This window comes from Kribbella sp. NPDC058245 (genome assembly GCF_042882005.1).
In the GTDB taxonomy this organism is placed as follows: domain Bacteria; phylum Actinomycetota; class Actinomycetes; order Propionibacteriales; family Kribbellaceae; genus Kribbella.
On record NZ_JBHVWY010000001.1, the window covers coordinates 347,469 to 370,640 of the forward strand.

Annotated in this window: 23 protein-coding genes; 14 read left to right on the plus strand and 9 right to left on the minus strand. The window is 67.7% G+C overall.

Annotated elements, in window-relative coordinates; translation table 11 throughout:
* Nucleotide 1: 1 nt before the first annotated feature.
* The 4 genes from ACFVWG_RS01610 to ACFVWG_RS01625 form a co-directional block, all read right to left on the minus strand.
* On the minus strand, nt 2–727 hold the full coding sequence (locus ACFVWG_RS01610; RefSeq protein WP_391541180.1) for an SDR family NAD(P)-dependent oxidoreductase: 726 nt from the start codon (nt 725–727) through the stop codon (nt 2–4).
* 18 nt (nt 728–745) lie between these two features.
* Nucleotides 746–3,733, minus strand: a complete 2,988-nt coding sequence (locus ACFVWG_RS01615; RefSeq protein ID WP_391541181.1) for a BTAD domain-containing putative transcriptional regulator — start codon at nt 3,731–3,733, stop codon at nt 746–748.
* Nucleotides 3,734–3,824: 91 nt separating this feature from the next.
* Nucleotides 3,825–4,076 (minus strand): hypothetical protein, encoded by a 252-nt coding sequence (locus tag ACFVWG_RS01620; protein ID WP_391541182.1) that lies wholly within the window; start codon nt 4,074–4,076, stop codon nt 3,825–3,827.
* 93 nt (nt 4,077–4,169) lie between these two features.
* On the minus strand, nt 4,170–4,901 hold the full coding sequence (locus ACFVWG_RS01625) for a hypothetical protein (RefSeq protein ID WP_391541183.1): 732 nt from the start codon (nt 4,899–4,901) through the stop codon (nt 4,170–4,172).
* A gap of 46 nt (nt 4,902–4,947) precedes the next feature.
* Between ACFVWG_RS01625 and ACFVWG_RS01630 the strand changes: the two genes are divergently transcribed.
* On the plus strand, nt 4,948–5,910 hold the full coding sequence (locus ACFVWG_RS01630; RefSeq protein ID WP_391541184.1) for an LLM class F420-dependent oxidoreductase: 963 nt from the start codon (nt 4,948–4,950) through the stop codon (nt 5,908–5,910).
* Nucleotides 5,911–6,734: 824 nt separating this feature from the next.
* On the opposite strand, the gene ACFVWG_RS01635 is transcribed toward ACFVWG_RS01630, so the two are convergent.
* Nucleotides 6,735–7,253: an 8-oxo-dGTP diphosphatase gene (locus tag ACFVWG_RS01635; RefSeq protein ID WP_391541185.1), complete on the minus strand. Its 519-nt coding sequence runs from the start codon at nt 7,251–7,253 to the stop codon at nt 6,735–6,737.
* A gap of 123 nt (nt 7,254–7,376) precedes the next feature.
* The gene (locus ACFVWG_RS01640) at nt 7,377–8,753 is read right to left on the minus strand and encodes a lytic transglycosylase domain-containing protein (RefSeq protein WP_391541186.1); all 1,377 of its coding nucleotides are present in this window, start codon (nt 8,751–8,753) and stop codon (nt 7,377–7,379) included.
* A gap of 245 nt (nt 8,754–8,998) precedes the next feature.
* Between ACFVWG_RS01640 and hemL the strand changes: the two genes are divergently transcribed.
* The 9 genes from hemL (at nt 8,999) to ACFVWG_RS01685 (ending at nt 17,526) form a co-directional block, all read left to right on the plus strand.
* Entirely contained in the window at nt 8,999–10,318 is a 1,320-nt protein-coding gene (gene hemL, locus ACFVWG_RS01645; protein ID WP_391541187.1) for a glutamate-1-semialdehyde 2,1-aminomutase, read from the plus strand.
* Nucleotides 10,319–10,358: 40 nt separating this feature from the next.
* A complete protein-coding gene (locus ACFVWG_RS01650; RefSeq protein WP_391541532.1) occupies nt 10,359–10,982 on the plus strand; it encodes a histidine phosphatase family protein in 624 nt (207 codons plus the stop codon).
* Nucleotides 10,983–11,026: 44 nt separating this feature from the next.
* The gene (locus ACFVWG_RS01655) at nt 11,027–11,566 is read left to right on the plus strand and encodes a TlpA family protein disulfide reductase (protein ID WP_391541188.1); all 540 of its coding nucleotides are present in this window, start codon (nt 11,027–11,029) and stop codon (nt 11,564–11,566) included.
* 4 nt (nt 11,567–11,570) lie between these two features.
* Nucleotides 11,571–12,314, plus strand: a complete 744-nt coding sequence (locus tag ACFVWG_RS01660; protein ID WP_391541189.1) for a cytochrome c biogenesis CcdA family protein — start codon at nt 11,571–11,573, stop codon at nt 12,312–12,314.
* A 1-nt stretch (nt 12,315) separates the two neighbouring features.
* Entirely contained in the window at nt 12,316–13,893 is a 1,578-nt protein-coding gene (locus tag ACFVWG_RS01665; protein ID WP_391541190.1) for a cytochrome c biogenesis protein ResB, read from the plus strand.
* On the plus strand, nt 13,890–14,852 hold the full coding sequence (gene ccsB, locus ACFVWG_RS01670) for a c-type cytochrome biogenesis protein CcsB (protein WP_391541191.1): 963 nt from the start codon (nt 13,890–13,892) through the stop codon (nt 14,850–14,852). The genes ACFVWG_RS01665 and ccsB overlap by 4 nt, the downstream gene beginning before the upstream one ends.
* Nucleotide 14,853: 1 nt before the next feature.
* Entirely contained in the window at nt 14,854–15,102 is a 249-nt protein-coding gene (locus tag ACFVWG_RS01675) for a DUF4229 domain-containing protein (RefSeq protein ID WP_391541192.1), read from the plus strand.
* A gap of 212 nt (nt 15,103–15,314) precedes the next feature.
* Nucleotides 15,315–15,920 (plus strand): TetR-like C-terminal domain-containing protein, encoded by a 606-nt coding sequence (locus ACFVWG_RS01680; RefSeq protein ID WP_391541193.1) that lies wholly within the window; start codon nt 15,315–15,317, stop codon nt 15,918–15,920.
* A gap of 55 nt (nt 15,921–15,975) precedes the next feature.
* Nucleotides 15,976–17,526: an MFS transporter gene (locus tag ACFVWG_RS01685; protein ID WP_391541194.1), complete on the plus strand. Its 1,551-nt coding sequence runs from the start codon at nt 15,976–15,978 to the stop codon at nt 17,524–17,526.
* A 58-nt stretch (nt 17,527–17,584) separates the two neighbouring features.
* Here the strand turns inward: ACFVWG_RS01685 and ACFVWG_RS01690 are convergent, their stop codons facing one another.
* Together ACFVWG_RS01690 and ACFVWG_RS01695 are read right to left on the minus strand one after the other, a co-directional pair.
* Nucleotides 17,585–18,067 (minus strand): GNAT family N-acetyltransferase, encoded by a 483-nt coding sequence (locus tag ACFVWG_RS01690; RefSeq protein ID WP_391541195.1) that lies wholly within the window; start codon nt 18,065–18,067, stop codon nt 17,585–17,587.
* Nucleotides 18,068–18,482: 415 nt separating this feature from the next.
* The gene (locus ACFVWG_RS01695) at nt 18,483–19,502 is read right to left on the minus strand and encodes a M48 family metallopeptidase (RefSeq protein WP_391541196.1); all 1,020 of its coding nucleotides are present in this window, start codon (nt 19,500–19,502) and stop codon (nt 18,483–18,485) included.
* A 179-nt stretch (nt 19,503–19,681) separates the two neighbouring features.
* Here ACFVWG_RS01695 and ACFVWG_RS01700 point away from each other — a divergent pair, with 179 nt between their 5' ends.
* The 3 genes from ACFVWG_RS01700 to ACFVWG_RS01710 all read left to right on the plus strand — a co-directional run bounded on the left by ACFVWG_RS01700 (nt 19,682) and on the right by ACFVWG_RS01710 (nt 22,394).
* Entirely contained in the window at nt 19,682–20,317 is a 636-nt protein-coding gene (locus ACFVWG_RS01700; protein ID WP_391541197.1) for a M23 family metallopeptidase, read from the plus strand.
* A 112-nt stretch (nt 20,318–20,429) separates the two neighbouring features.
* Nucleotides 20,430–21,224: an SLATT domain-containing protein gene (locus ACFVWG_RS01705; protein ID WP_391541198.1), complete on the plus strand. Its 795-nt coding sequence runs from the start codon at nt 20,430–20,432 to the stop codon at nt 21,222–21,224.
* Between the two features lie 54 nt (nt 21,225–21,278).
* Nucleotides 21,279–22,394: a PLP-dependent cysteine synthase family protein gene (locus ACFVWG_RS01710; protein WP_391541199.1), complete on the plus strand. Its 1,116-nt coding sequence runs from the start codon at nt 21,279–21,281 to the stop codon at nt 22,392–22,394.
* Between the two features lie 55 nt (nt 22,395–22,449).
* On the opposite strand, the gene ACFVWG_RS01715 is transcribed toward ACFVWG_RS01710, so the two are convergent.
* Nucleotides 22,450–22,860: a hypothetical protein gene (locus ACFVWG_RS01715; RefSeq protein ID WP_391541200.1), complete on the minus strand. Its 411-nt coding sequence runs from the start codon at nt 22,858–22,860 to the stop codon at nt 22,450–22,452.
* 104 nt (nt 22,861–22,964) lie between these two features.
* Between ACFVWG_RS01715 and ACFVWG_RS01720 the strand changes: the two genes are divergently transcribed.
* Entirely contained in the window at nt 22,965–23,171 is a 207-nt protein-coding gene (locus ACFVWG_RS01720) for a hypothetical protein (RefSeq protein WP_391541201.1), read from the plus strand.
* Nucleotide 23,172 lies beyond the last annotated feature (1 nt).

A 23,172-nucleotide genomic window follows, 5' to 3' on the forward strand; every position in this document is an offset into this window, starting at 1 on the left:
ATCAGACTCCTCGGAGCTGCGCGAGCGAAGAGGACAAGGCGCCGTCGACGGTCAAGAACGATCCGGAGATGTAGCCGGCCGCCTCCGACGCCAGGAAGCCAACCGCCGCCGCAACCTCCTCCGGCCGACCATGGCGACCGAGCGGCAGCAGCCGACCCGCGGCCGCGAGCTGCTCCGCGCCGTACAGGTCCTCTTCGCCTGGCGTTGCGATCCAGCCCGGTACGACGGCGTTCACGCGGATCCCGCGGTCGGCCCATTCATGGGCGAGCGTTCGTACAACCTGACCGAGCGCGCCGTGGGCCGCGTTGTACCCAAGGCAGTTCGCGAACGGCTGCGTCTCGTGCAAAGACCCAATTGCGATGTACGACGCTCCCGGTGCCGGCGTCAGTCCGCGGAAAAACTCGAACGCCCCAACCGGCCCGATGAGCAGACTCCGCAGCAACGACTCCCGGCTCAAGTCGACGGCAGGCGCGTGCTCCTCATAAGCCACCGCGTACACCGCGCAGCCCACCGGGCCGATCGCCGCAGCCGCGTCCCCGACCAACCGCCCGAACCCCACCTCACCAGCATCCGCTGCCAAAGCCACGGCACGGTCAATCTCTGCCGCGGTACGTCGGGCGGCGGCTAGGTCGCGGTCTACGCACAGGACAGCGTCGTACTGCTGGGCCAAGGTGCGGGCGCAGGCCCCGCCGATCCCCCCGCCGGCCCCGACCACCACTGCCAGCATGCCGACCTCCACGTTTCGTTATTCCGAAGAAATCTCCAACAAGTGCGCGACGATCGAGGGTAGCTGCAGACCGTCGACGCCGATCCCGAGATCTCGCAGCAGGACGACAAGTTCCGAGCGCTGTTGCCTGGCTCGATCCTGCTCGCCCAGAGCCGCGTGGACCGCAGCGAGCCGGGTCAGGTCGTGGGCGAGCTCGAGTCGGACGCCCTCGCGCCGATGTCGCAGCAAGGCCTGCTCGACCAACGGGGCCGCCTCAACTGCTCGCCCACGGGCGAGCAGGATGTCGGCGCGCAGGCGCAGCTCCGTATCTGTCGGCTCCGAGTCCAGTGTGCTCGGGCCGCCCGACGCTGAGCTGTCGTTGAGGAGGTGTTCGGCCCGATCGATGTCATCGGCGCGAAGCGCGATCACCGCCCTGGTCTGAGCAACGTCGAGAAGGACGTTGCGGTCCTCCAAGCTCTTCGCGACCTGCTCGGCCTCGTCCAGCGCCTGCTCGGCCGCCGCCAGGTCACCGGTCAGGGCGAGGCAGTCAGCGTAGGTGGTGAGCCAGATGCTCAGTCGCCGAGACGGCCCACGCACCCGTTCAGCCCGCAGGTTCTCAGCGATCAGCTCCGCGCCACGGACGGGGTGTCCGGTGCGGGCGAGCAGCGTGCCGAGGTGCCCGTGTGCCAGGGCCACCATCATGGTGTCGTCGCGTGCCATCGCGCCGGACGCGGCTTCTTCGAACCGTGCCGTCGCCTCCTCGAAGCGACCGATCTCGCGCAGTGCACAGCCGAGCTGCACCAAGGCGTTCTGCTCCATCGCACCGGCATCGAGCTTGTGGGCGACGGCGAGCTGCGACTCAGCCAGCTCAGCCAGCTCGGAGAACCGTCCGGCCTCGGCAGCGGTGTGGAACAACGACCGCAGCACGCCCCAGCGCAGTACCAGGTCTGAGCAGTCGACGGCCCGCCGCAGCAGGCCCGCACGGACCTGCGTCTCGCCGCGGACCACGAGGTAGCCGTCCGAGCGCAGTACGAGCGCAGCCGCCAGATCGAGCTCACCGGTGCGGCTCAGCGCGTGGACGAGGTCGCGGATGCTGTCGATCTCCGCGTCGAACCAGGCCGCGGGTTGCTCCGCGGCGACCGAGACCCGACGAGGCGGGAGACCCGCTGGGATCGTGGCGCCGTCCGGACCGACCACCGGGCGCAGTCCGTGGCCGAAGCCGTCGTCGGCCTGCGAAGCCAGCCCCAGCCAGGCCATGGCGGCGGCACGGCGACAAGATGCGACAGCGCTCGCGTCCTCCTCGCGGGCAGCGCGCTCGGCGGCGAATGCCGCCACCAGGGGGTGCAGGGTGAACCGGAGCTGTCCCGCGGCATCACGACCGCACGGCTCGACGAGATGGACGTCGACAAGCTCGTCCAGTGCCCGCCAGCCCAGTACGTCGTCCTCCAGCACCACGCCGGCGAACCACGCCGGCCAGGTCGTCACCGAGACGGCGGCGACTCGTCGGAGCAGTCGTTGAGCCGGTCCGGACAAGTGCCCGTCGTACGACAGCGCGATGCTGGCCCGAACGTCGACGTCCCCGATCGCGAGCTCGTCCAAACGGATGCGCTCCTCGCTGAGATGGTCGACCACCTCGGACAGATCGACGACGCCGGACGCCAGCCGGGCCGCGACGACCATCAACGCGAGCGGGAGGTGCCCGCACAGCTGCACGGCAGACTGGGCGAGTCCGGGCGCCGGATCGGTGACGTCTCGACCTGCCTGCAGCAGATCGACGGCGACCTCGGTTGACAGGGTCGGTACGTTGCGGCGGAGCACGTCATCAAGACCGGCGAGCCGGTGACGTGAGGTGACGATCGCGGCCGAACGCGGCGACGGTGGGAGCAGGTCGCGGACCTGTCGTTCGTCGAGGGCGTCGTCCAGTACCACCAGCACACGGCGGTTCGCGATCGCACTGCGGTAGAGCGCCAGCCGTTCCGCACGTCGAACGTGGGCCGGGGGAGCGGTGGTGCCGAGCGCGCGGAGGAACCGGTCGATGATCTCGTCGGGGTCACGTGGTTCATGCGAGGTGCCGTCCAGCTCGGCGTACAGGGTGCCGTCGGGGTACCCGTCCTGGACGCGGTCGGCGAGAACGACAGCGAGCGAGGTCTTGCCGATGCCGCCCGCTCCGACGAGAAGCACCGTGCCCGGACGTGGTTCAGGCGTCCGCAGAACATCGGTCAGCTGGACGAGGATCTCGTCGCGCCCGGCCAGAGAGATAGGGCGGGGCAGCTGACGGGGCACGTGGCGAGGAGACGCCGACGGCGGGTCGACATCCCGCAGAAGGCTGGAGTGGGTCTCCTGGAGATCCTGCCCGGGCTCGACACCGAACTCGGCGACGAGCCGGCGTCGCAGCTCCTGGTAGGCGCCGAGAGCCTCGGTACGGCGGCCGCTCCGGGCCAAGGCGCGCAACCGAAGGTCATGCAGGCCTTCGTGGAGTGGATCGGCGGTCAGCAGGACCTGCACGGTCTCGAGGACGCCGGCGTGATCGTGCGTGGCGAGCTGCGCCTGGGCGAGTGCTTCCCCGGCCGCGACCCGCTCGCGGTGGAGCGACTCGCGGGTCGCCGCGGCCCAGTCACCGGACAGGTCGGCGAGGGCGTCCCCGCGCCACAGCGATAACGCTGTGTCCAACTCGGTCCGGGCGTCGTCGTACCGCTCGTCCTGCAGATGCTCGCGCCCACGGAGGACGGACAGCCGGAAGGCGTGCAGGTCGAGTCCGTGGTCGGTGAGAGCGAGCTGATAACCCAGCGGACGGGTCACGATGAGTGCCCCGGTCGCGTCCAGCTTGCGGCGCAGCCGGGCGATGAGGTTGTGCAGTTGCTGCCGGGCGGACTGCGGCGGTCGCGACCAGACCGTGTCGATCAGCCGGTCGGACGGCGTGACCCGGTCGGCGTTGATGAGCAGCATCGACAACACGAGCCGCTCCCGGCCGCCGAGAGCGATGGGCTCGGCAACCACCTCGACCGGTCCGAGAACGCGAAAGTACACATCGCATTCTCGGACAAGATCGGGCGCACGTATACCCACGCCCCCGACAACTGGGGGTTAGTCAGGAGCGTGGGAGCTCAGTGGGTGGTGCTCAGCTGCTGAGGACCAGGTGGTAGTGCGGGGTGTGCGAGCTGACGTAGGGGCAGCTCCAGGACCAGCCCTCGTACGGGCTGGACGGGTTGCTGGTGATGTTCTTTCCGGCCTGGTTGCAGGCGCCGCTGGTGCTGTACCAGCCGCCGCTCACCGTCGTGGCCGACGCAATGCCGGTCGTGGCGACGGATACCGCCAGGACGCCGGCGGCGAGTGCACCGGTCAGCGCCGCAGACTTACGGAACTTTGACATCGTGGCTCCTTCTTCAGGTCCGTGCCGGGGGCGACGGAACGGGATGACGCGCACAGGCTCGCCGAGCCCGCTCACCATCGGCTAACCGTTCGCTCACAACGTCACCGGCCGCATGTGTGGGCGATCACCGCCGACCAGCCGGAACCGGACCAGCTCAGCTGCCGGAATCACCAGCTCGTCACCCGCCAGCGACCGCCGTTCCGCGACCCAGTCGATCAGCTTCGCGGGCGCGGGGATATCGCCCGTGAAATGCAGCAGGTTCGAGTACCAGATGTCACGCCGTCCATGCGGCCGCTCGAACCACGCGTCCGGACCCAACTCCTCCGCGAGCCGGTCCAGGTACTCGTCAGCCGCCGAGTCCACCGCCTCCACCGAGGCCATCACCGAACCGGGCGTGAGCGTCAGGCCGGTCACCCGCATCCGGAAGGGGCCAGTCCCGGCACGTCGCATCGCGCTCAGATAGCGCTGTACGGCGAGATCGTCAGCGGGGATCTCGGCGCGATACCCCTCAAGCGCACGCACAGTGAAGTGCGCCGAGCCGAGTTGACCGGTCTGCCAGTGTCCAGGCCCGGCCAGTTCGGCGGTCTCCACGGTCAGTTCGTCGAGGAACGCCGTACTGGCTGGAAGTATCACCGACACCGGCCAGCGGCCGCCCTCGGATGGTGGAACGTCGCGGGCATGCTCACCGGCGGCGATCAGTGGCGCGGCCTGGTCGAAGAGCTCGTCGAACTTGATGGTGTTTCCTCCTCGGATCGGATGCCGGCAGATACGACGCCACCAGTGATTCAGAAGTTCTGGTGCTCCGATTGAGAACGAATTAGACATCCCGCTTCATGGACCGCAGGGCCCGGGCGTGGAAAGGATGGAGACCATGACTACACGTTTCGGATTGTTCGTGCCGCAGGGCTGGAAAATGGATCTGGCGCAGATCGCCGATCCGGTGGAGCAGTGGGAAGCGATGACCGCGGTGGCGAAGCGGGCCGACGAGCAGTCCTGGGACTCGATCTGGCTGTTCGACCACTTCCACACCGTGCCCGAGCCGAGTGACAACACGACGTTCGAGTGCTGGACGGCGACCGCCGCCCTCGCCCGCGACACCCAGCGGGTCAACATCGGCCAGATGGTCGGCTGCAACGGCTACCGCAACCCGGCCCTCTACGCGAAGATCGCCTCCACCGTCGACGTCGCCAGTCACGGCCGCCTGTACGCCGGAATCGGCGCCGGCTGGTACGAACACGAGTGGAAGGCCTACGGCTACGAGTGGCCGGACGTGAAGCCGCGGATGGCGGCCTTCCGCGAAGCCACCGAGATCATCCACCGGATGTGGACCGAGGACCGCCCGGTCGTCAACGGCAAGTACCACTCGATCGACGGCCCGATCAACCTCCCCAAGGGCGCCGGCAACAAGAAGCCCAGCCTCTGGATCGGTGGCGGTGGCCCCCAGGTCACGCTCAAGCTCGTGGCCCAGTACGGCGACGCCGCGAACATCGGTGGTGGCAACCCCGAGGTGATCCGCGAGAAGGTCGCCGTACTGAAGGAGCACTGCAACAAGCTCGACCGCGACTACGACTCGATCATCAAGTCGACCGGCATCAACGTCTTCCCGATCGACAAGGGCGACGACCCCAAACTCGCCACCGACAAGGCCCGCGGCCCGATCAACTGGGACCGCTTCTCCACCGAGAACAAGATCGAGACCGAAGACGAGATCGCCCTCCGCGTCGAGGCCGCCCTCGAAGCCGGCGCCGACTACGTCATCTTCTACATCCCCGGCGTCGCCTACGACCTGAACCTGGTAGACCGCGTAGAGCAAGTAGCCAAGCGCTTCGCCTGACAGCGGCCTGAGGCCGACCGCGTCCACCTTATTTACAAGGGATGTGGGCTGGTTGCCCGCTTCAACCTGCCCACACCTGCCGCGCGCCCCCAGCTGAGGGCTTGAACAAGAAATGGGGGGTGTGGACACGTCATCGCTTGTTCACGCCCCCCACAAGGGGTGCACACCCCCGATACATGGCCAACGATCGATCCGCCGGGCGATCCATCCGGGGCGATGGTTGGCGGGTGCTCAAGGTGGGTCGGTGATCTGACCTTGAGCACGGTTCAACCGTTTCGGCGCGCGTTGCGTGGCTGATTGGTGGGGCGACCAGATCAGCCGGTACGACGTTGTGCACGGCTCAGCCATTTCTCGGGCCGCAAAGTGGTTGGCGGGTGCACAAGGTGAACCGGCAACCCGACCTTGAGCACGGTTCAACCGTTTTGGCGGGCGTGATGTGGTTGACGGGTGCACAAGGTGACCCACGACCTTGGCGTCGTTAGTGGTTGGGGTTAGTGGTGAGTTTTTCGTCGCCTCGGCCCGAAAAGTCACCGGTAGCGCAAATGTCGGGCATCTCGTACCCAAGCCACAGCCCGTCAGCCCCAGGCAACGTGCGCCTCGGTCGCTGACCGCACCATCCCCCTCAGCCATCTGTATGGCGCGCCCGAAGTTTTCAGTCGTCCGCCGAGAGGCGGCCGAGTCGCAGGCGGTCGGCCAGGCAGGCGGCCACTCGGCCGGAGACGGCGGCCTGTGGCGGGGCATGTCTGCGGCCGATTAAAGACGGGGTGGCTGAGCACGCAGGTGGCTGAGGGGGATGGCGAGGCCGCGATCGGGTTCACCCTTGCTTATGGCTGACGGGCTGTGGTTGCGGTCCGGGTGCGGGGGGTCAGGTCGGCTTGGCGGACTGTGCGGCAGTCGTCGTTGAAGACGATTTCGGCGTCCAGGTGTTCGCCGTTGAGGATGCGGTGCAGCCAGTAGCGTGCGTCGTCCCACATCAGGTCGAGGGGCAGGGCGTCGGCGGGGTGCCATTCGGGAGCGATCTCATCGGACTCCTGCGGCTGACCTTCCCATGAGTCGCCGATGAAGACCGTCATGTGTTGGTCCCACTGAGGACGGATTGGAAAGCGGAAGGTGACAGACGCGCACTCGGTGAGGTCTGACTCGGCGACGGTCAGGGATGACTCCTCAGCCACCTCTCGCACAGTGGCAGCCAGGGGAGTCTCACCAGGCTCGACATGACCGCCAAGGCCGACGACGTATCCGGCGCCGAACCCGTCCTTCTTCCGACCGAGAAGCACACTGGTGACCGCCCCGTCGGGATCGCGCGTGACCAGGTAGCACAAGCATGTTTCGACAAGCCCCATGGCCGAACCTTAAAAGACCTGAAAAGGGCGACGCCACGGAGCTGGGGGGGGAGTAGCTCCGTGGCGTCGCCAGGCGCGCCTAGGGAGGGGTGGGGGCAGGCGCGCCGTCTGGGGTGGCGGGGGTCAGCCGCCGAGGATTCCGGTGCCTAGCACTCCGAGGAGGCCGAGGAGGGAGAGCAGGTTGCGGATGACCTGGTCGACCGCTTTGGTGCCGCCGGTCTGGTAGGCCGTGACGCACTTCTGCAGTTGGGACTGGGTCGGTTTGGTGATGGTGACCTTCTTCATCTCCGACTGGCAGTAGGTCGTTGCCTTGGACAGCTCGGTGACGGTGCTGCCGACGGTTCCGACGATCAGGCCGACTGCCGTCTGCAGGGTGGCCACTCCAGGCGGCGGCGGCTTCGGGGAAGTCGTCGGCGGCTTGGGTGACGGCGTACCGGGCTGGGTCGGCTTGGAGGTCGGGGGCTTCGAAGCTGTCGGCTTGCTGGTCGGCGGCTTCGTGGTGCCCGGCGGGGTCTTGGTCGGGTTGGTGCCCGGCCTGCCCGGCTGCTGGACGGGTCCGGTGGTCGGGGTGACCACGGGGTAGGTCTCCTGGTCGCTCGCCTGCGGCAGGTTGTTGTCGGCCGGCGCGTCGATGGTCGGGTCGTTGACCTGGTCGCCGGCGCGGTCGATGCCCTGGTCGCCGTCCTCGGTGCCGTTGCCGACGGCGATCCAGCTGCCGGTCGCGTACGCCTTGGCGATGTTCATCACCAGGTTGGCGTAGTCGGTCGAGTGGTTGTAGCGCAGCAGGGCCTTGGTCAGGTCATCGGACTTGGCCATGTCGGTCTTGCCGGCGCAGAGGTACACACCGGTCGACATCGCGGCGTCGTCGATGTCCTGCGGGTTCCGCACACCGTCGCCGTCACCGTCGACCCCCATCGCACGCCAGGTGCCCGGGATGAACTGCATCGGGCCGACCGCACGGTCGAAGGCGCTGTCGCCGTCGTACGCACCGGCGTCGGTGTCGTTGATCTTGGCCGTCTTGGTGCCGTCCAGCCGGGGCCCGAAGATCCCTGGCACGGCGACGCCCTTGCTGTTCAGCATGCTGCCGCCGAAGCGGCCGTGGTTCGACTCGACCCGGCCGATCGCGGCCACCAGCGTCCACGGCAGGTGACAGGTCGGATCGGCTTCGCCCACCAGTTGCTGGGTCCGTGAGTAGGCCTTCAGGGCCGCCTTCGGAATGCCGTTGCGGGACAAGCCGGACACCACCTGGTTGGCCGGCTCACCCGGATCGACACCGTGCCCCACCACTCCCGGCACCGGCACGTTGGCCGGACCCGCGATCGGTGTGGCCGGTACGACGACCGAATCCTTACCTGACAGTCCTTGCTCCAGCGACGCCGTGGCGACCGCCGGATCGTCGGTCGCGCTGACGGTGAACGCGCTCGCGAACAACGCCAGTGGGATGAGCGGCGCAACTGACCGCCAGCCGTTTCCCGTGGCGCGGCGCTTGCCCTTCGCCATCGATGATCCCCTCCGTGACTCATCGACCTGCTCAGCCCCACGCTGCGAACAGGTCCTTCGTCGGTGCCGGTCAACCGTCGCACTAGGTACAACGTCCGCCCCGCTGCGTGGGTTACGCGCCGGACCTCGACCATGTACGTGCAGTTACCGGGTACCCATACTGGCCCGTAACAACGCGCCTGTGAACCCCCTGAGTGCCGTAATCCTGCCGCCCGCCCACCAAGCGCACTGGTCTGTCGGGAAGAATGGCGGCCGTGCCCGACCACACAGAACAGTCCGCCGCGCTTTTCGACAGGGCTTCCGCCGTTACCCCCGGTGGCGTCAACTCTCCCGTCCGGGCGTTCCGCGCCGTAGGCGGCGTGCCGCGCTTCATGACCAGCGGTGACGGAAGTCACATCACCGACGTCGACGGCAACCGCTACCTCGACCTGGTCTGCTCCTGGGGACCGATGCTGCTCGGCCACGCGCACCCGGAGGTGACGGCCGCCGTCCAGGCCGCGGTCGCCCGCGGGACGTCGTACGGGACTCCGACCGAGCCGGAGGTGCTGCTCGGTGAGGAGATCGTCGCGCGGACGCCGGTCGACAAGGTGCGGCTGGTCTCGTCCGGGACCGAGGCGACGATGTCCGCGCTCCGGCTGGCGCGCGGGTTCACCGGCCGGGCGAAGATCGTGAAGTTCGCCGGCTGCTACCACGGTCACGTCGACGCGCTGCTGGCCCAGGCCGGCTCCGGCGTGATCACGCTCGGTATCCCCGGTACGCCGGGAGTCACCGAGGCGACCACCGCCGACACGATCGTGCTGCCGTACAACGACCAGGCCGCTGTCACCGAGGCCTTTGCCCAGTACGGCGACCAGATCGCGGCCGTGATCACCGAGGCCTCGCCCGGCAACATGGGCGTCGTACCGCCGCGCGACAACTTCAACGCGTTCCTCGCCAAGACCTGCACCGACAACGGCGCCCTGTTCATCTCCGACGAGGTGATGACCGGATTCCGGATCACCAAGTCCGGCTGGTACGGCGTCGACGGCGTCCGGCCCGACCTGATGACGTTCGGCAAGGTGATGGGCGGTGGCTTCCCGGCCGCGGCCTTCGGTGGCCGGGCCGACGTCATGGCCCACCTGGCGCCCGAGGGCTCGGTCTACCAGGCCGGAACCCTGTCCGGGAACCCGATCGCGACCACCGCCGGCCTGACCACGTTGCGGCTGGCAACCGACGAGGTCTACGCCAAGCTCGACCGCACCTCGCTGACCATCCAGGGCCTGGTGAGTGCCGCGCTGGACAAGGAAGGTGTGCCGCACGTCATCCAGTCGGCCGGGAACCTCTTCAGTGTCTTCTTCGTGGAGTCTGAGGAGAATGCCGGCATCGTGAACTTCGGTGACGCCGGTGCACAGGTCCTGCCGAGGTTCGCGGCGTTCTTCCATGCAATGCTGGACGGCGGTGTGTACCTGCCGCCGAGCGCGTTCGAGGCGTGGTTCGTGAGCAGCGCCATCGACGACGACGGGCTGGCCGAACTCGAGTCCGCTCTCGCACCCGCGGCCGCCGCAGCAGCCGCCGTACAGAACTGAAGGGAACGTCCCGGTGACCGAAACGACGGTCGTGCACCTGATGCGTCACGGCGAGGTGCACAACCCGACCGGTGTGCTCTACGGCCGGATACCCGACTTCCACCTGTCCGAGCTCGGCCGCGCGATGGCCGACCGGGTCGCCGAGCACGTCAAGAACCGCGACATCGTGCACCTGGTCAGCTCGCCGATGGAGCGGGCCCAGGAGACGATGGAGCCGATCGCCTCGGCGTTCGGCATCACCCCGGAGATCGACGAGCGGGTGATCGAGGCGGCCAACCTGTTCGAGGGCAAGAAGTTCGGGGTCGGCGACGGCGCCCTGAAGAACCCCAGCGCCTGGTGGCTGCTGCGCAACCCGGTGAAGCCGTCCTGGGGTGAGCCGTACCAGCAGATCGTCCGGCGGATGCGGGACGCGATCGAGACCGCCCGGCAGAAGGCCGCCGGGCACGAGGCCCTGATCGTGTCGCACCAGCTGCCGATCTGGATCGTCCGGTCCGCGATCGAGGGACGCCGCCTGTGGCATGACCCGCGCAAGCGGCAGTGCAGCCTGGCGAGCCTGACCTCGTTCACCTTCCACGGTGAGTCGATCGTCTCGGTCGGCTACTCCGAACCGGCCAAGGATCTGCTGCCGGTGAAGAACCCGAAGAAGTTCGTCGGCGGCGCCTGATGCTGCGTCACCTACCGAAAAATTTTGCCCGTACGGCGTTAGTCGTGGCCGGTGTGCTCGCCATCACCGGGTGCTCGACCGGCCAGGACTCGGCGCAGAACCGGAAGGGTCAGTCCGGCTTCGTCAGCGGCACCGGCAACGTCTCCGTGTTCGCCAAGGCCGACCGCAAGCCGGCCCCGCCGCTGAGCGGCAACACCCTCGACGGCAAGAAGTGGACGCTGTCCGACCAGCTCGGCAAGGTCGTCGTACTGAATGTCTGGGGCTCGTGGTGCCCGCCGTGCCGGCAGGAGGCGCCGGACTTCGTCAAGGCCGCCAACGAGCTCGGGTCGTCGGTCCAGTTCATCGGACTGAACACCCGCGACAACGACCCGGCGCCGGCGAAGCGGTTCCAGCAGGAGTTCAAGGTTCCGTACCCGAGTGTGTACGACCCGGCAGGCAAGGCGCTGCTGCGGTTCCGTGGCCAGATCTCGCCGAACGCGATCCCGACCACGCTCGTGATCGACAAGGACGGCAAGGTCGCGGCCCGCGCGATCGCGCCGATCACCAAGGACACGTTGCTCGGCATGGTCAAGGACGCTGGTTGAGCTGATGGGTCAGTGGTTCGCCGAGTCGATGACGGGCTCGATGCTGGTGGCACTGCCGATCGCGGTGCTGGCCGGCGCGATCTCGTTCTTCTCACCGTGTGTTGTCCCACTGCTACCGGGCTACCTGTCCTACGTGACCGGGCTGTCCGCGGCCGAGCTGGGCTCGAAGCAGCGCGGCCGGATGCTGGCCGGTACGGCGCTCTTCGTGGCCGGGTTCTCGGCCGTGTTCATCCTGACCGGCGTGGTGTTCGGCAAGGCCGGTGACCTGCTCATCGACCACCAGGGCTTGATCACCAAGGTGCTCGGCGCGCTGACCGTCGTACTGGGGCTGATCTTCCTCGGCGGATTCGGCTTCCTGCAGAAGGATCTGCGGGTGCACCGGGTTCCGGCTGTCGGGATCGCGGCCGCGCCACTGCTCGGCGTACTGTTCGGCTTCGGCTGGACTCCGTGCATCGGGCCGACGCTCGGCACCGTGATGACGCTGGCGGCGACCGAGGGCAGCGCCGCGCGGGGCGCGACGCTGGCGCTCGTCTTCAGCCTCGGGCTCGGTATCCCGTTCATCGTTGCTGCGCTGGCGTTCCGGCGGATGCTCGGCGCGGTCGCGTGGGTGCGCAAACACCAGTTGCTGGTGATCCGGATCGGCGGCGTCCTGATGATCGCCGTCGGTCTGCTGCTGTTGACAGGAGTGTGGGATGCGATGACCGCGGATCTGCGGCAGTGGGTCGCCAACTTCGGATCGGCGGTCTGAGGTGACCGAGGTCGAGGAACGGATCGCGGCCGGCTCCAGCCCGGACGGGCGCCCGGAGCTGCCGGCGCTCGGCGTGAAGGGCTGGCTGCGCTGGGCCTGGCGACAGCTCACCTCGATGAAGACCGCGCTGGTGCTGCTCTTCATGCTCGCGCTCGGCGCGGTCCCCGGCTCGCTGGTCCCGCAGACCGGGGTCGACCCGATCAAGGTGGCCGACTTCCTCGAGGCCCACAAGAAACTGGGCCCGCTCTACGACAAGCTCGGCCTCTTCGACGTCTACAAGTCGGCGTGGTTCTCGGCCATCTACCTGTTGCTGTTCATCTCGCTGATCGGTTGTGTGGTGCCGCGCCTCGGCGTGTACCTGAGGGCCGTCCGGTCCCGCCCGCCGAAGCCGCCGCGCAACCTGAACCGCCTGCAGGGCTACGAGAAGTTCACCGTCGAGGACGACGCCCCCGCCGTACTGGAGGCTGCGACTGCCGAGCTGCGCCGCCGTCGCTTCCGGATCGAGTCGTACGACGGTGCGATCGGCGCCGAGCGTGGTTACCTCCGCGAGGCCGGCAACCTGCTCTTCCACTTCTCCCTGATCGTCGCGCTGATCGGCGTCGCCTGGGGTTCGCTGTTCGGCTACAAGGGCAGCGTTCTGGTCATCGTCGGCGGCGACGGCTTCGCGAACTCGATCGCCCAGTACGACGACTTCACCTCCGGCGCGGCGTTCGACACCGAGAACGACCTGCCGCCGTTCGCGCTCACCGTGAACGACTTCAAGGCGACCTACCAGCAGGACGGACCGCAGAAGGGCGCGGCGCGGGAGTTCAACGCCGCCCTCACCTACCAGGCGACGCCCGACGGTCCGGAGAAGTCCTACGACCTGCAGGTCAACCACCCGCTCAAGCTCGACGGCAGCACGGTCTACCTGCTCGGTCACGGCTACGCGCCGAAGATCACGGTGAAGGACGGGACCGGTCAGGTCGCGTTCTCCGGCCCGGCGCCGTTCCTGCCGCAGGACGCCAACTTCTCGTCGTTCGGCGTGGTCAAGGCCCCGGACGCGCGGCCGGTGACGCTCGGCTTCGAAGGGTTCTTCCTGCCGAGCGCGGTGATCGACGACCTCGGTCCGCGCTCGATCTTTCCCGACGTCCTGAACCCGGCACTGGTGATGACGGCGTACTACGGCCGCCCGCAGCCGGAGACCGGGAAGCCGGAGTCGGTCTACCAGCTGGACAAGTCGAAGCTGACCCAGTTCGAGAAGGACGGCGACAAGCTGCGCTTCCAGCTCAAACCCGGTGACAGCCTGACGCTGCCCGACAAGGCCGGCTCGATCACCTTCGACGGCTACACCCAATGGGTGAAGCTGCAGGTCAGCCACACTCCCGGCCTGTACGTCGCCCTGGCCGGGGTGCTCCTGATGATCCTGGGCCTGATGGCCTCGCTGTTCATCCACCCGCGGCGTACCTGGGTTCGGGTCCGCACCGAGGACGGGCGTACCGTGGTCGAGGTCGCCGGCCTGGACCGGGGGCCGGAGCGTGCCCTCGGCGACGAACTCGAAGCGATCGGCAAGGTCCTCAAGAAGCAGGAGCAGGTATGAATTCGTCCACGCTGGCGTCGGTGTCGAATCTCTTGATCCCGACCGCGACCGTCGTCTACACCATCGCCCTGCTGGCGCACACGGTCGAGTGGGCCGCGGGGTTGAAGGTGACCCGCCAGGCCGACCAGAAGGTCCTGGTCGGAGCCGGTGGTCCCGAGGTTCCGGTCGAGCCCGAGGTCGAGGAGACTCCGTCGGTGCGGGCCGAGCAGGCCAGCCGGGTCGGTGTCCTGCTGACGATTCTCGCCTTCGCGCTGCACGCGGCCGGCGTACTGACTCGTGGTCTCGCCGCTGGGCGGGTGCCGTGGGGCAACATGTACGAGTTCTCGATCACGGCCTCACTGGCCGTTGCCACGGTCTATCTGGTGCTGCTCAAGCGGCAGCGGCTGCAGTGGCTGGGGCTCGGGGTCACCTTCGTGATCGCCGGCACGCTCGGCCTCGCCGTACTGGCTTTCTATGTTCCTGCTGGTGATCTGCTGCCGTCGCTGCACTCGTACTGGCTGGTCATTCACGTGTCTGCCGCGGCGATCGCCGGTGGTGGATTCACCATTGGCGGCTTGGCATCCGCGCTCTACCTGATCAAGGCCCGGGCCGAGCGTCGCGCGACCGAGGACAAGCCGATGCCGGCCGCACTCCGCCGGGTCCCGTCCGCTTCGGCGATCGACGCGGTCGCCTACAAGGTGCACGCCTTCGCCTTCCCGCTCTGGACCTTCGGCGTCCTCGTCGCCGGGCCGATCTGGGCGTACTACGCCTGGGGTCGCGCCTGGGGCTGGGACCCCAAGGAGGTCTGGTCGCTGGTGACCTGGGTCGTGTACGCCGGTTATCTGCACGCGCGCGCCACGGCGGGCTGGCGGGGTCGCCGGGCCGCGTGGGTCGCGATCGTCGGCTGGTTCGTGTTCCTGTTCAACTTCATCGGCGTGAACCTGCTGCTGTCCGGCTTCCACGCCTACTCGGGGCTGTGAGATGAAAGAGTTCGCCATCTACACCGGTCTGCGGGCCGGGCTGTTCGCGATCTGCTTCGCGATCCTCTACTTCCCGCTGCAGAGCCAGCTGGGCGTCTTCCCGCTGCTGCTGGTCGCGCTGATCATCTCCTCGATCCTGTCGATCTTCGTCCTGCGGGCCTGGCGGGACCGGCTGGCCGGGAAGATCGAGCACCGCGCCGGCAAGATCACCCAGCGCATCGAGCAGGCCCGGACCGCCGAGGACGACTGACCCTTCGAGCTGCCTTCAGCCCCGCTCCGACCGATCCGTTCGGGGCGGGGTTTTTCGTCGTACCAGCTGGCCGACTGGTACGCAGAGTGACCTAGCTCACGTGAGGAATTGTCAGAAAATCCTTTGTGCATCCATTCACATAAGGCGTAACTTGGGTGATGAAACGAAACCGTTTCGTTCCATCAGCAACCAAACGCTTACGCAGGGTGATCATGATCGATGCAGTCGGAGCACGGCAGCGGCCGCGGGTCGAGGGTGGCCGCGAGGAGGAGATCCTCGAGGCGACCGTGGCGGTGGTGGCCGAGCTCGGCTACGACCGGCTGACCATGGACGCGGTGGCGACGGCGGCGAAGGCCAGCAAGGCGACGCTGTACCGGCGCTGGTCGACGAAGGCCGATCTGGTCGTCGACGCGATCAGCCGGGCCAAGGGCTGCCCGATGCCGGAGGACATCGACACCGGCAGTCTGCGGGGTGACCTGATCGCCATGTCGTGCGGCGATGGCGGGTTCACCGACGAGCTGCCGATGTCGGTGATCGCCGGGCTGGTGACGGCGCTGCACCGCGACGCCGACCTGCAGAAGGCGTTCCGGGAGCGGTTCCTGGCCCCGCGGCAGGACATCACCGCCGGCGTGTACCACCGGGCCGTCGCCCGCGGCGAGATCGCGCCCGGTGTCGACATCGAGATGCTCTCGATGACGCTGCCGGCCGTGATCGTGCACCAGGCCTACATCCTCGGCGAACAGCCGACCGAAGAACTGATCCTCCGAGTGATCGACAACATCATCCTGCCTGCGGCGCGGGGGTCACAGGCAAGCTGACCGGCGAGGGGCTGGTCGGCGCATCCGTCAGGCAATGCGCAAAAGGGGAATATTCATGTCCGAAGACGTCGTGAAGGGCGATCGCCCGGTCGACACAGTGGCCGAGCCGGCTGGGCACGGTCACCGCAATCTAGGCATCGCGCTGGCGTTGATCAGCATGGCGCAGCTGATGGTGGTGCTGGACGGCACCGTCGTCAACATCGCACTGCCGCACATCAAGGACGCACTGGGCTTCACCGACGCCACGCTCACCTGGGTCGTCAACGCGTACGCGCTGGCCTTCGGTGGTCTGCTGCTGCTCGGTGGCCGGATGGGTGACATCCTCGGCCGCCGCAAGGTGTTCGTGTTCGGTGTCGTCCTGTTCGGGGTGGCCTCGTTCGTCGGCGGTATCGCGCAGAGCGAGGGCGTACTGCTCGCGAGCCGGATCCTGCAGGGTGTTGCGGCGGCTGCTGCCTCACCGAATGCACTGGCACTCATCACCACGACCTTCCCGGCCGGAAAAGAGCGCAACCGCGCCATGGCCGTGTACGCCGCGATGTCCGGGGCCGGTGCGGCCGTCGGCCTGATCCTCGGTGGCGCGCTGACCGAGCTGTCGTGGCGCTGGACCTTCTTCATCAACACGCCGATCGGCCTGATCGTCGCCGTACTGGCCTTCCGCTACCTGGGGGAGTCGGCACGCCAGAAGGGCAAGTTCGACCTGCCGGGTGCGATCACCGGGACCGTCGGTCTGACCTCGCTCGTCTACGGTCTGACCCGCGCCGGTTCCAAGGGCTGGGGCGACACCTGGACGCTGATCTTCATCGGCGCCGGCGTGCTGCTGCTCGCACTGTTCCTGGTCATCGAGGCCCGTTCACGGCACGCCCTGATGCCGTTCCGGATCCTCGCGAACCGGACCCGTGGCGTCAGCTTCTTCGTGATGCTGATCGTCGGTGCGGCGATGTTCTCGATGTTCTACTTCCTGGGCATCTTCGTGCAGATGATCATGGGCTACAGCGCGATCGTGACCGGTCTCGCCTTCCTGCCCTTCAGCGTCGGGATCGTCGCCGCGGCCCAGCTCGCCTCGGTGCTGATCGCCCGGATGGACCCGCGCTGGATCTCCGGTGCCGGTGGCCTGTTCGTCGCGGCCGGCATGTTCGGATTCAGCCGGCTCGAGGTGACCTCGTCGTACGCGCCGGATCTGCTGCCCTACATCCTGCTGCTGTCCTTCGGGATGGGCCTGATCTTCGTCCCGCTCACACTGACCGCGGTCAGCGGTGTCGCGAACGAGGACTCGGGCGTGGGCTCCGCCGTACTGAACACCGTCCAGCAGATCGGTGGTGCGATCGGCCTGGCCCTGCTCGGCACGGTCTCCACCAACGCGATCAAGGACAAGTTCACCGAGCTGGCCCCGGGCCTGCAGAAGGCCGCCGAGGCCGGGCAGTCGCCGGAGCAGCTCGGCCAGCTGAAGGACCAGTTCACCGCGGTGGCCACCACGCACGGATTCACCCGGGCGTTCCTCTGGTCGACCTTCCTGGCCCTCGGATCGGCGATCATTACCCTGATCGGCCTGTCGGTCAAGCACAAGGACCTCGCCACCGACAGCAGCGCGCCGGTGCACATCGGCTGATCGCCGCAAGCTGAAAGGCCCGCTACCCGGGAGGGGGGAAGCGGGCCTTTCTCTTGGTCTACAGAGACTTCTGCATGATCGTTTCTCTGAGGATGCGGTCGCCGTCGACCTCTTCCTGGCTGCCGGTCGCGACGTACCCGTGCCGTTCGTAGAGGCCGATCGCCTTCTCGTTGCCCTCAGCAACCGCCAGCTCGAGCGTGTGCGCGCCGGTCGCCCGAGCGCCTTGCTCGACCCAGCTCATCAACAGGTCGCCCACACCCTTCCCACGACCGGCCGGGGCCACCCACATCGAGATCAACCCGACGATGCCCTCTGCCTCCGCGGGAACACCGCTCGCCATCCCAACCGGCGTACCGTCCATGACGGCGACCGCGTTGCGTGAGCCAGGCAGGTCGAGGCGGGCGCGCCACTTCTCCTCCGGCGCATCCACCCAGTCCGCCAGTTGCGACCCGAACGCGTACGGCGCCTCGGCCAGCGCCGCCAACCGCAGCTCCCGCCAAACCTTCCAGTCGTCGGAGCTGAGCTCCTGAATCTCGATCATGACCCCAGCCTCTCCCGCCATCCCCCGCACCGCACCCCATTTCCCACCGCCGGCCCCTCCCCCAACCGAGCCCCTCCCCCAACCGAGCCCCTCCCACAACCGAGCCCCTCCCACAACCGAGCCCCTCCCACTGCGCAGCCCCGCACCCGCTCGCGCAATTTCAGGGGATCTCCCCTCAAGTTGTCGGTTCTCCGTTCAAAAAACGAGGGGAGAACCGGCAAGGTGGAGGGATATCCGTTCATATTGCCGCCGGGGGCGAGACGGTTCGGGTGGTCCGGGGTGGGCGGGTCAGGCGGGTTTGGGGCGACGGGTGGCGAGTGGGGGAGCCGGTAGAACGGGGTGATCGCGATCACGAACACCCCGTCGCTGAACGCCTCGAGGCGGCTGGTCTTCATCAACCCGTCGGCGTCCCGGTTCAGCGCGGCGGGCGCAGCTTGTCGGAGACCCAGTCGCGGACGCCGCCGAGGCCGTCGCCCAGGTCGCGGAGGAGCTTGGCGAGCGGGTCTTGCGAGCGGGCGAAGGCGTCGCCGTACGACTTGGCGGCGTTCTTGGCCTCCTGCGACATCGAGGCGCTGTCGTCGTCCTGACGCTTGGGGTAGTCGCCGGAGACGATCGTCGTGTACTCGCCCTCGTCGACCCAGCGGCGCAGCTCGTGCGCGCGAATGACAGCCAGCGGGTGCGACTGCGCCTCGAGGAGCAGCAGCTTCAGCACGCTGTCGCGCAGGTCGCCGGAGCTCTCGTACTCCGTGCCCTGCGCGAGGAAGGTGGTGGTGTCGAGCTCGCCGAGCTGTCCACCGCTGGCCAGCTTCATCTCTACGCGGAGGGCAACAGCAGGATCCTGTACGGCGAGGAGCCCGGCGCGGTCACCGGACAGCTCGGCCTTGCGGGACCACTCGTGGAGCGCGGCGATGATCGCCCGGATGCCCAGGGCGCCGATCGGCATCCAGTTCAGGGCGCCGGTCAGGCGCATCAGCCAGAACAGCAGCGACTGGTAGAGAGCATGCCCGCTCTGGGCGTGACCGAGCTCGTGCCCGAGGACGAACCGCAGCTCTTCCTCGTCGAGCCCCTGCAGCAGAGCGCTGTTGACCACGATGATCGGCTTGTCCATGCCGATCGTGAACGCGTTCCAGATCGGGCTGTTGGTGATGTAGAGCTCGGGCAGTTGCCGGACGTCGAGGGTGGTGCCGGCCTCGGTGTAGAGCCGGTGCACGGTCGGGAACTGCCGTTCGTCGACCCGGATCGCCGAACCGAGGAACTGCAGCCGGACGGCGCGCTCGTCGATCAGCCCGGAGATCTTCCGCAGGACGAAGTCGAACCCCTTGAGCTGCCGCAGCGCCACCAGCGCACCACGGTCCGCCGGGTGCTCCCACGCGCGCGAACTGATGTCGGTCAGCGTCACCCTCGGTCGCGTCGGCCGCTCGCCGTTCTCAGTCATCCTGCCCCCTGCCCCTTGACGTCGATGTCCCACCCAACTTAGCCGCTCGCCGGGGTCGCCCGTTATGCCAATAGCGGCAGCCTGCCGGGCTGACCGAATTCGGCCGATTTGCTCGCGTGGACGGCCGTTGGCGCTCACGCTTGGTGCGACAAACTCTCCAACCGCCCCTGGAGGACCTGATGATCCGTCCTGCCCTCACTGCGGTAGTCGCTCTGGCTGCCCTGACTCTGACGCCGGCGGTCTCCGTCGGCGCCGCCGTACCGGAGGAGGTCGCACCCGCTCCGCAGAGCTACGAGGCTCAGCGAGCGGCCGCCGTAACGCCTGAGAAGGCTGCTGCCGTCCGAGCCGCGGTCACGATGTCGCCGACCGCGCGACCCCTGCTGCGAGTGCCGTTCCGGTGTGGCGAGAACTGGTCCGGCGCGAGCCGCACCGGTCACAGCCCGTCGTACTACGCCGTCGACCTCAACTGGGGTTCCGGGTCTGACGACCTCGGCAAGCCGGTCAAGGCGAGTGACGCCGGCACGGTGGTGCGTTCGGCGTACGACGCTGGTGGCTATGGCAACTACATCGAGATCGCCCACGGCGACGGCTGGCACACCCTCTACGCGCACCTGCAGGACCGTGCGGTCGCGGTCAACGACCAGGTCGCCGCCACCACGCAGATCGGCCACGTGGGTGGTACGGGCAACGTCACCGCACCCCACCTGCACTACGAACAGATCAAGGACGGTGTTGTGGTCGCCGCCCTGTTCGGCACCAGCACCTGGGTCGCCTACCCCGGCCCGGCGACGTACAGCCGAATCCGCGACTGCTGAGCAGAGATCGGGGCGCGGTGGCAGCTCCGACGCCGCCGTGCCCTGGCTCGCAGTGACCGCAGCGCCCGGTTAGTCTGACGGGCCGGCGTGGACGGTCGAACAGGGAGAACTGGTGGCAAGCGGCGTCGACAACCTCTTGGAGCTCAACCGCACTCTGCTGACCCTCGAACGACAACTGCGTGAAGCTCGGGCAGTTCGGCGCGGAGTCCGGCTGGCGCTGGTCGGACTCCCCTTCGCAACTTTTGCCGCACTGGCACTCGGGATCTCTCCGCAGTTCGGCGTTGACAAGCGGCTCATCGGTTGGCCGCTCGGAGTGGCCATCGCGGCCATGGTGATAGGGCTGGCCGCGTACGGGTTCGGGCGGTCGGATGGGAATGCTCCCCCGCTCCCGGAAGACCTGGAGCTCGAACTGGCTGTGGCGCGTGAGCAGAAGGTCCATCTGCTGGCTGGGCTGGCCGGGCAGACTCTGCCACGCCAGTACGCGTACTGGGACGAGCTCGGCGGTGAGCTCGAGACATTGCGCAGGAGCGCGGCGTACTACCGCCGAATCAACAACTACCTCCAGTCGACCGTGATCGTCGGTTCGCTGGCTGCGACCGCTGTGACGAGTCTTTCGCTGGCTGACGAGGCGCTGCGATGGGCCGGTGTCGGTACGACGTTCGCGGTGGGCCTGGCGGCTGGGTTCACCGGGTACTTCAAGTTCCGCGAACGGAGCTTCTACCTGCAGCAGACGGCTGACGCGGTCGAGTACGAGCGGAACTGCTTCAACCTGGGGATCGGACGGTACAAGGGGAAGCCCGAGCAGGAGGCGTTGGTCGAGCTGGTCGAGGAGGTCGAGCGGCTGCGGGCCGAGCAGCGCAAGCGTGAGCAGAACATCGATCAGCCCCCGGAGCGGGCCGATAGCTGATGTCCGGCAGGCGCGGAATACCCATTTCTTGACGGAGCACCTAACCTGCTGCGCATGAGTGACAGCGGTATGTGTCGTGAGGTGGATCGTCGGGACGAGAAGGCCCGCGCCTGGGTGTCCGAGGCGATTCGTATCGTCGAGGCGGATGCGAACCGCAGTGCGGACACGCACCTGCATGTGTTCCCGATGCCGGCTGTTACCGGTGTGGACCTGTATCTGAAGGACGAGTCCGTCCACCCGACCGGTTCGCTCAAGCACCGGTTGGCGCGGTCGCTGTTCCTGTATGCGCTGTGCAACGGGTGGATCAGCGAGGGGACGCCGGTGATCGAGGCGTCCAGCGGGTCCACCGCGGTCAGTGAGGCGTACTTCGCGCGGCTGCTCGGGCTCCCGTTCGTCGCGGTGATGCCGGCGTCGACCAGCCCCGAGAAGATCGAGCTGATCGAGTTCTACGGCGGCCGCTGCCACTTCGTGGAGCGCTCCGGCCAGATCTACGCCGAGGCCAAGCGGCTCGCCGAGGAGACCGGTGGCCACTACATGGACCAGTTCACCTACGCCGAGCGCGCCACCGACTGGCGCGGCAACAACAACATCGCCGAGTCGATCTTCAGCCAGCTCGCACTCGAACAGCACCCGGTCCCGACCTGGATCGTCGTCGGCGCCGGCACCGGCGGTACGTCGGCCACCATCGGCCGCTACGTCCGCTACCAGCGCCACGACACCTCGATCGCCGTCGTCGACCCGGAGAACTCCTCGTTCTTCCCCGCCTTCGAGTCCGGCGACAACGACTTCGCCACCGGCCGCCCCTCCCGCATCGAAGGCATCGGCCGCCCCCGCGTCGAACCCTCCTTCATCCTCGGCGTCGTCGACCGGATGATCGCCATCCCCGACGCCGCCTCGATCGCCGCCATGCAGTTCTGCTCCCGGGTCACCGGCCGCCTCGTCGGCGGCTCCACCGGGACCAACCTCTGGGGCTCCCTCCGCCTGGCCGCCGAAATGCGCCGTACCGGAGTCCGCGGAAGCGTCGTCACCCTGCTCTGTGACAGCGGCGAGCGCTACGGCAACACCTACTACGACGAAGCCTGGCTCCGCACCAGCAACATCGACATCACCCCCTACCTGGCCACGCTCGAAACCTTCGCCACTACTGGTGAGTGGCGCGAACCCCAGTAGACCTTCCCGGGCCACCGCCCGGTCCTGTGCGCTGCCGCGCACGCGATGCGGGTGGTCATGGTGGTGACAGCCGTGGTCGAGATCCGGTCACATCGGGGGCGAGCCCAGAGGTGGAGGACAGGGCCGACGCGGATGCAGGGATCAGCACGTCGGCCCCGTCGTTCGGGGGACGATCGGCGGCGACGGCTACCTCGCCACCGATCAGGTACTCCAGGTGTCGCCTCACTGCCGACGGATCTCCGAGAGCCGCCAGGTGATGAAGGCTCGGTACGACGATCATCCGGATCCTCAGTCGGTCCGCATGCTCGACGAGTCTCCGGAACGTGTCCGGCAGATCGGACGGCTCTTCCAGGTAGATGGCACACAACCGCCGTCCGCGCAGTTGCGCATATTCGGTCAGCGAGAGGCGCATCTCTGCGGGCTCGAACGCGAACTGGGTGTTGGCGTATCCAAGGGCGGGCAGCACAGGAATATTCTTACTCGAAGAATATTCCTGTGGCAAGAGAATAGATTCTTGTGTTGAGAATATTCTGGCGGTACGGTCGAGACTCGCCTCGGATGGGAGTGTGGATGAAGATCAAGACTTTGGTTCCGTCGGATGGTCAGTGCAACGACGGGAAGACCTGCCCTGCGGTCCATGTGACCGATGGAGATCTCGTTCTGGTGCAGGGATATCTCGTGCCGGATGCGCCGCTGACGCCGCCGTTGGGTGAGGGGTTGGTTGCCGTGCCGAAGGCACTGCTACGTTCGTTGGCCACTCAGCTTGGTGAACTCTGAC

Bases quoted from the DNA above. Each gene is read 5' to 3' on its own strand.
- hemL (WP_391541187.1), top strand. From the start codon at position 8,999: ATGGCGGCCGTGCCCGACCACACAGAACAGTCCGCCGCGCTTTTCGAC.
- ACFVWG_RS01630 (WP_391541184.1), top strand. From the start codon at position 4,948: ATGACTACACGTTTCGGATTGTTCGTGCCGCAGGGCTGGAAAATGGAT.
- ccsB (WP_391541191.1), top strand. From the start codon at position 13,890: ATGAATTCGTCCACGCTGGCGTCGGTGTCGAATCTCTTGATCCCGACC.
- ACFVWG_RS01710 (WP_391541199.1), top strand. From the start codon at position 21,279: ATGAGTGACAGCGGTATGTGTCGTGAGGTGGATCGTCGGGACGAGAAG.
- ACFVWG_RS01680 (WP_391541193.1), top strand. From the start codon at position 15,315: ATGATCGATGCAGTCGGAGCACGGCAGCGGCCGCGGGTCGAGGGTGGC.
- ACFVWG_RS01675 (WP_391541192.1), top strand. From the start codon at position 14,854: ATGAAAGAGTTCGCCATCTACACCGGTCTGCGGGCCGGGCTGTTCGCG.
- ACFVWG_RS01720 (WP_391541201.1), top strand. From the start codon at position 22,965: ATGAAGATCAAGACTTTGGTTCCGTCGGATGGTCAGTGCAACGACGGG.
- ACFVWG_RS01690 (WP_391541195.1), bottom strand. From the start codon at position 18,067: ATGATCGAGATTCAGGAGCTCAGCTCCGACGACTGGAAGGTTTGGCGG.
- ACFVWG_RS01620 (WP_391541182.1), bottom strand. From the start codon at position 4,076: ATGTCAAAGTTCCGTAAGTCTGCGGCGCTGACCGGTGCACTCGCCGCC.
- ACFVWG_RS01625 (WP_391541183.1), bottom strand. From the start codon at position 4,901: ATGTCTAATTCGTTCTCAATCGGAGCACCAGAACTTCTGAATCACTGG.
- ACFVWG_RS01640 (WP_391541186.1), bottom strand. From the start codon at position 8,753: ATGGCGAAGGGCAAGCGCCGCGCCACGGGAAACGGCTGGCGGTCAGTT.
- ACFVWG_RS01685 (WP_391541194.1), top strand. From the start codon at position 15,976: ATGTCCGAAGACGTCGTGAAGGGCGATCGCCCGGTCGACACAGTGGCC.
- ACFVWG_RS01650 (WP_391541532.1), top strand. From the start codon at position 10,359: ATGCGTCACGGCGAGGTGCACAACCCGACCGGTGTGCTCTACGGCCGG.
- ACFVWG_RS01700 (WP_391541197.1), top strand. From the start codon at position 19,682: ATGATCCGTCCTGCCCTCACTGCGGTAGTCGCTCTGGCTGCCCTGACT.
- ACFVWG_RS01610 (WP_391541180.1), bottom strand. From the start codon at position 727: ATGCTGGCAGTGGTGGTCGGGGCCGGCGGGGGGATCGGCGGGGCCTGC.
- ACFVWG_RS01695 (WP_391541196.1), bottom strand. From the start codon at position 19,502: ATGACTGAGAACGGCGAGCGGCCGACGCGACCGAGGGTGACGCTGACC.
- ACFVWG_RS01660 (WP_391541189.1), top strand. From the start codon at position 11,571: ATGGGTCAGTGGTTCGCCGAGTCGATGACGGGCTCGATGCTGGTGGCA.
- ACFVWG_RS01635 (WP_391541185.1), bottom strand. From the start codon at position 7,253: ATGGGGCTTGTCGAAACATGCTTGTGCTACCTGGTCACGCGCGATCCC.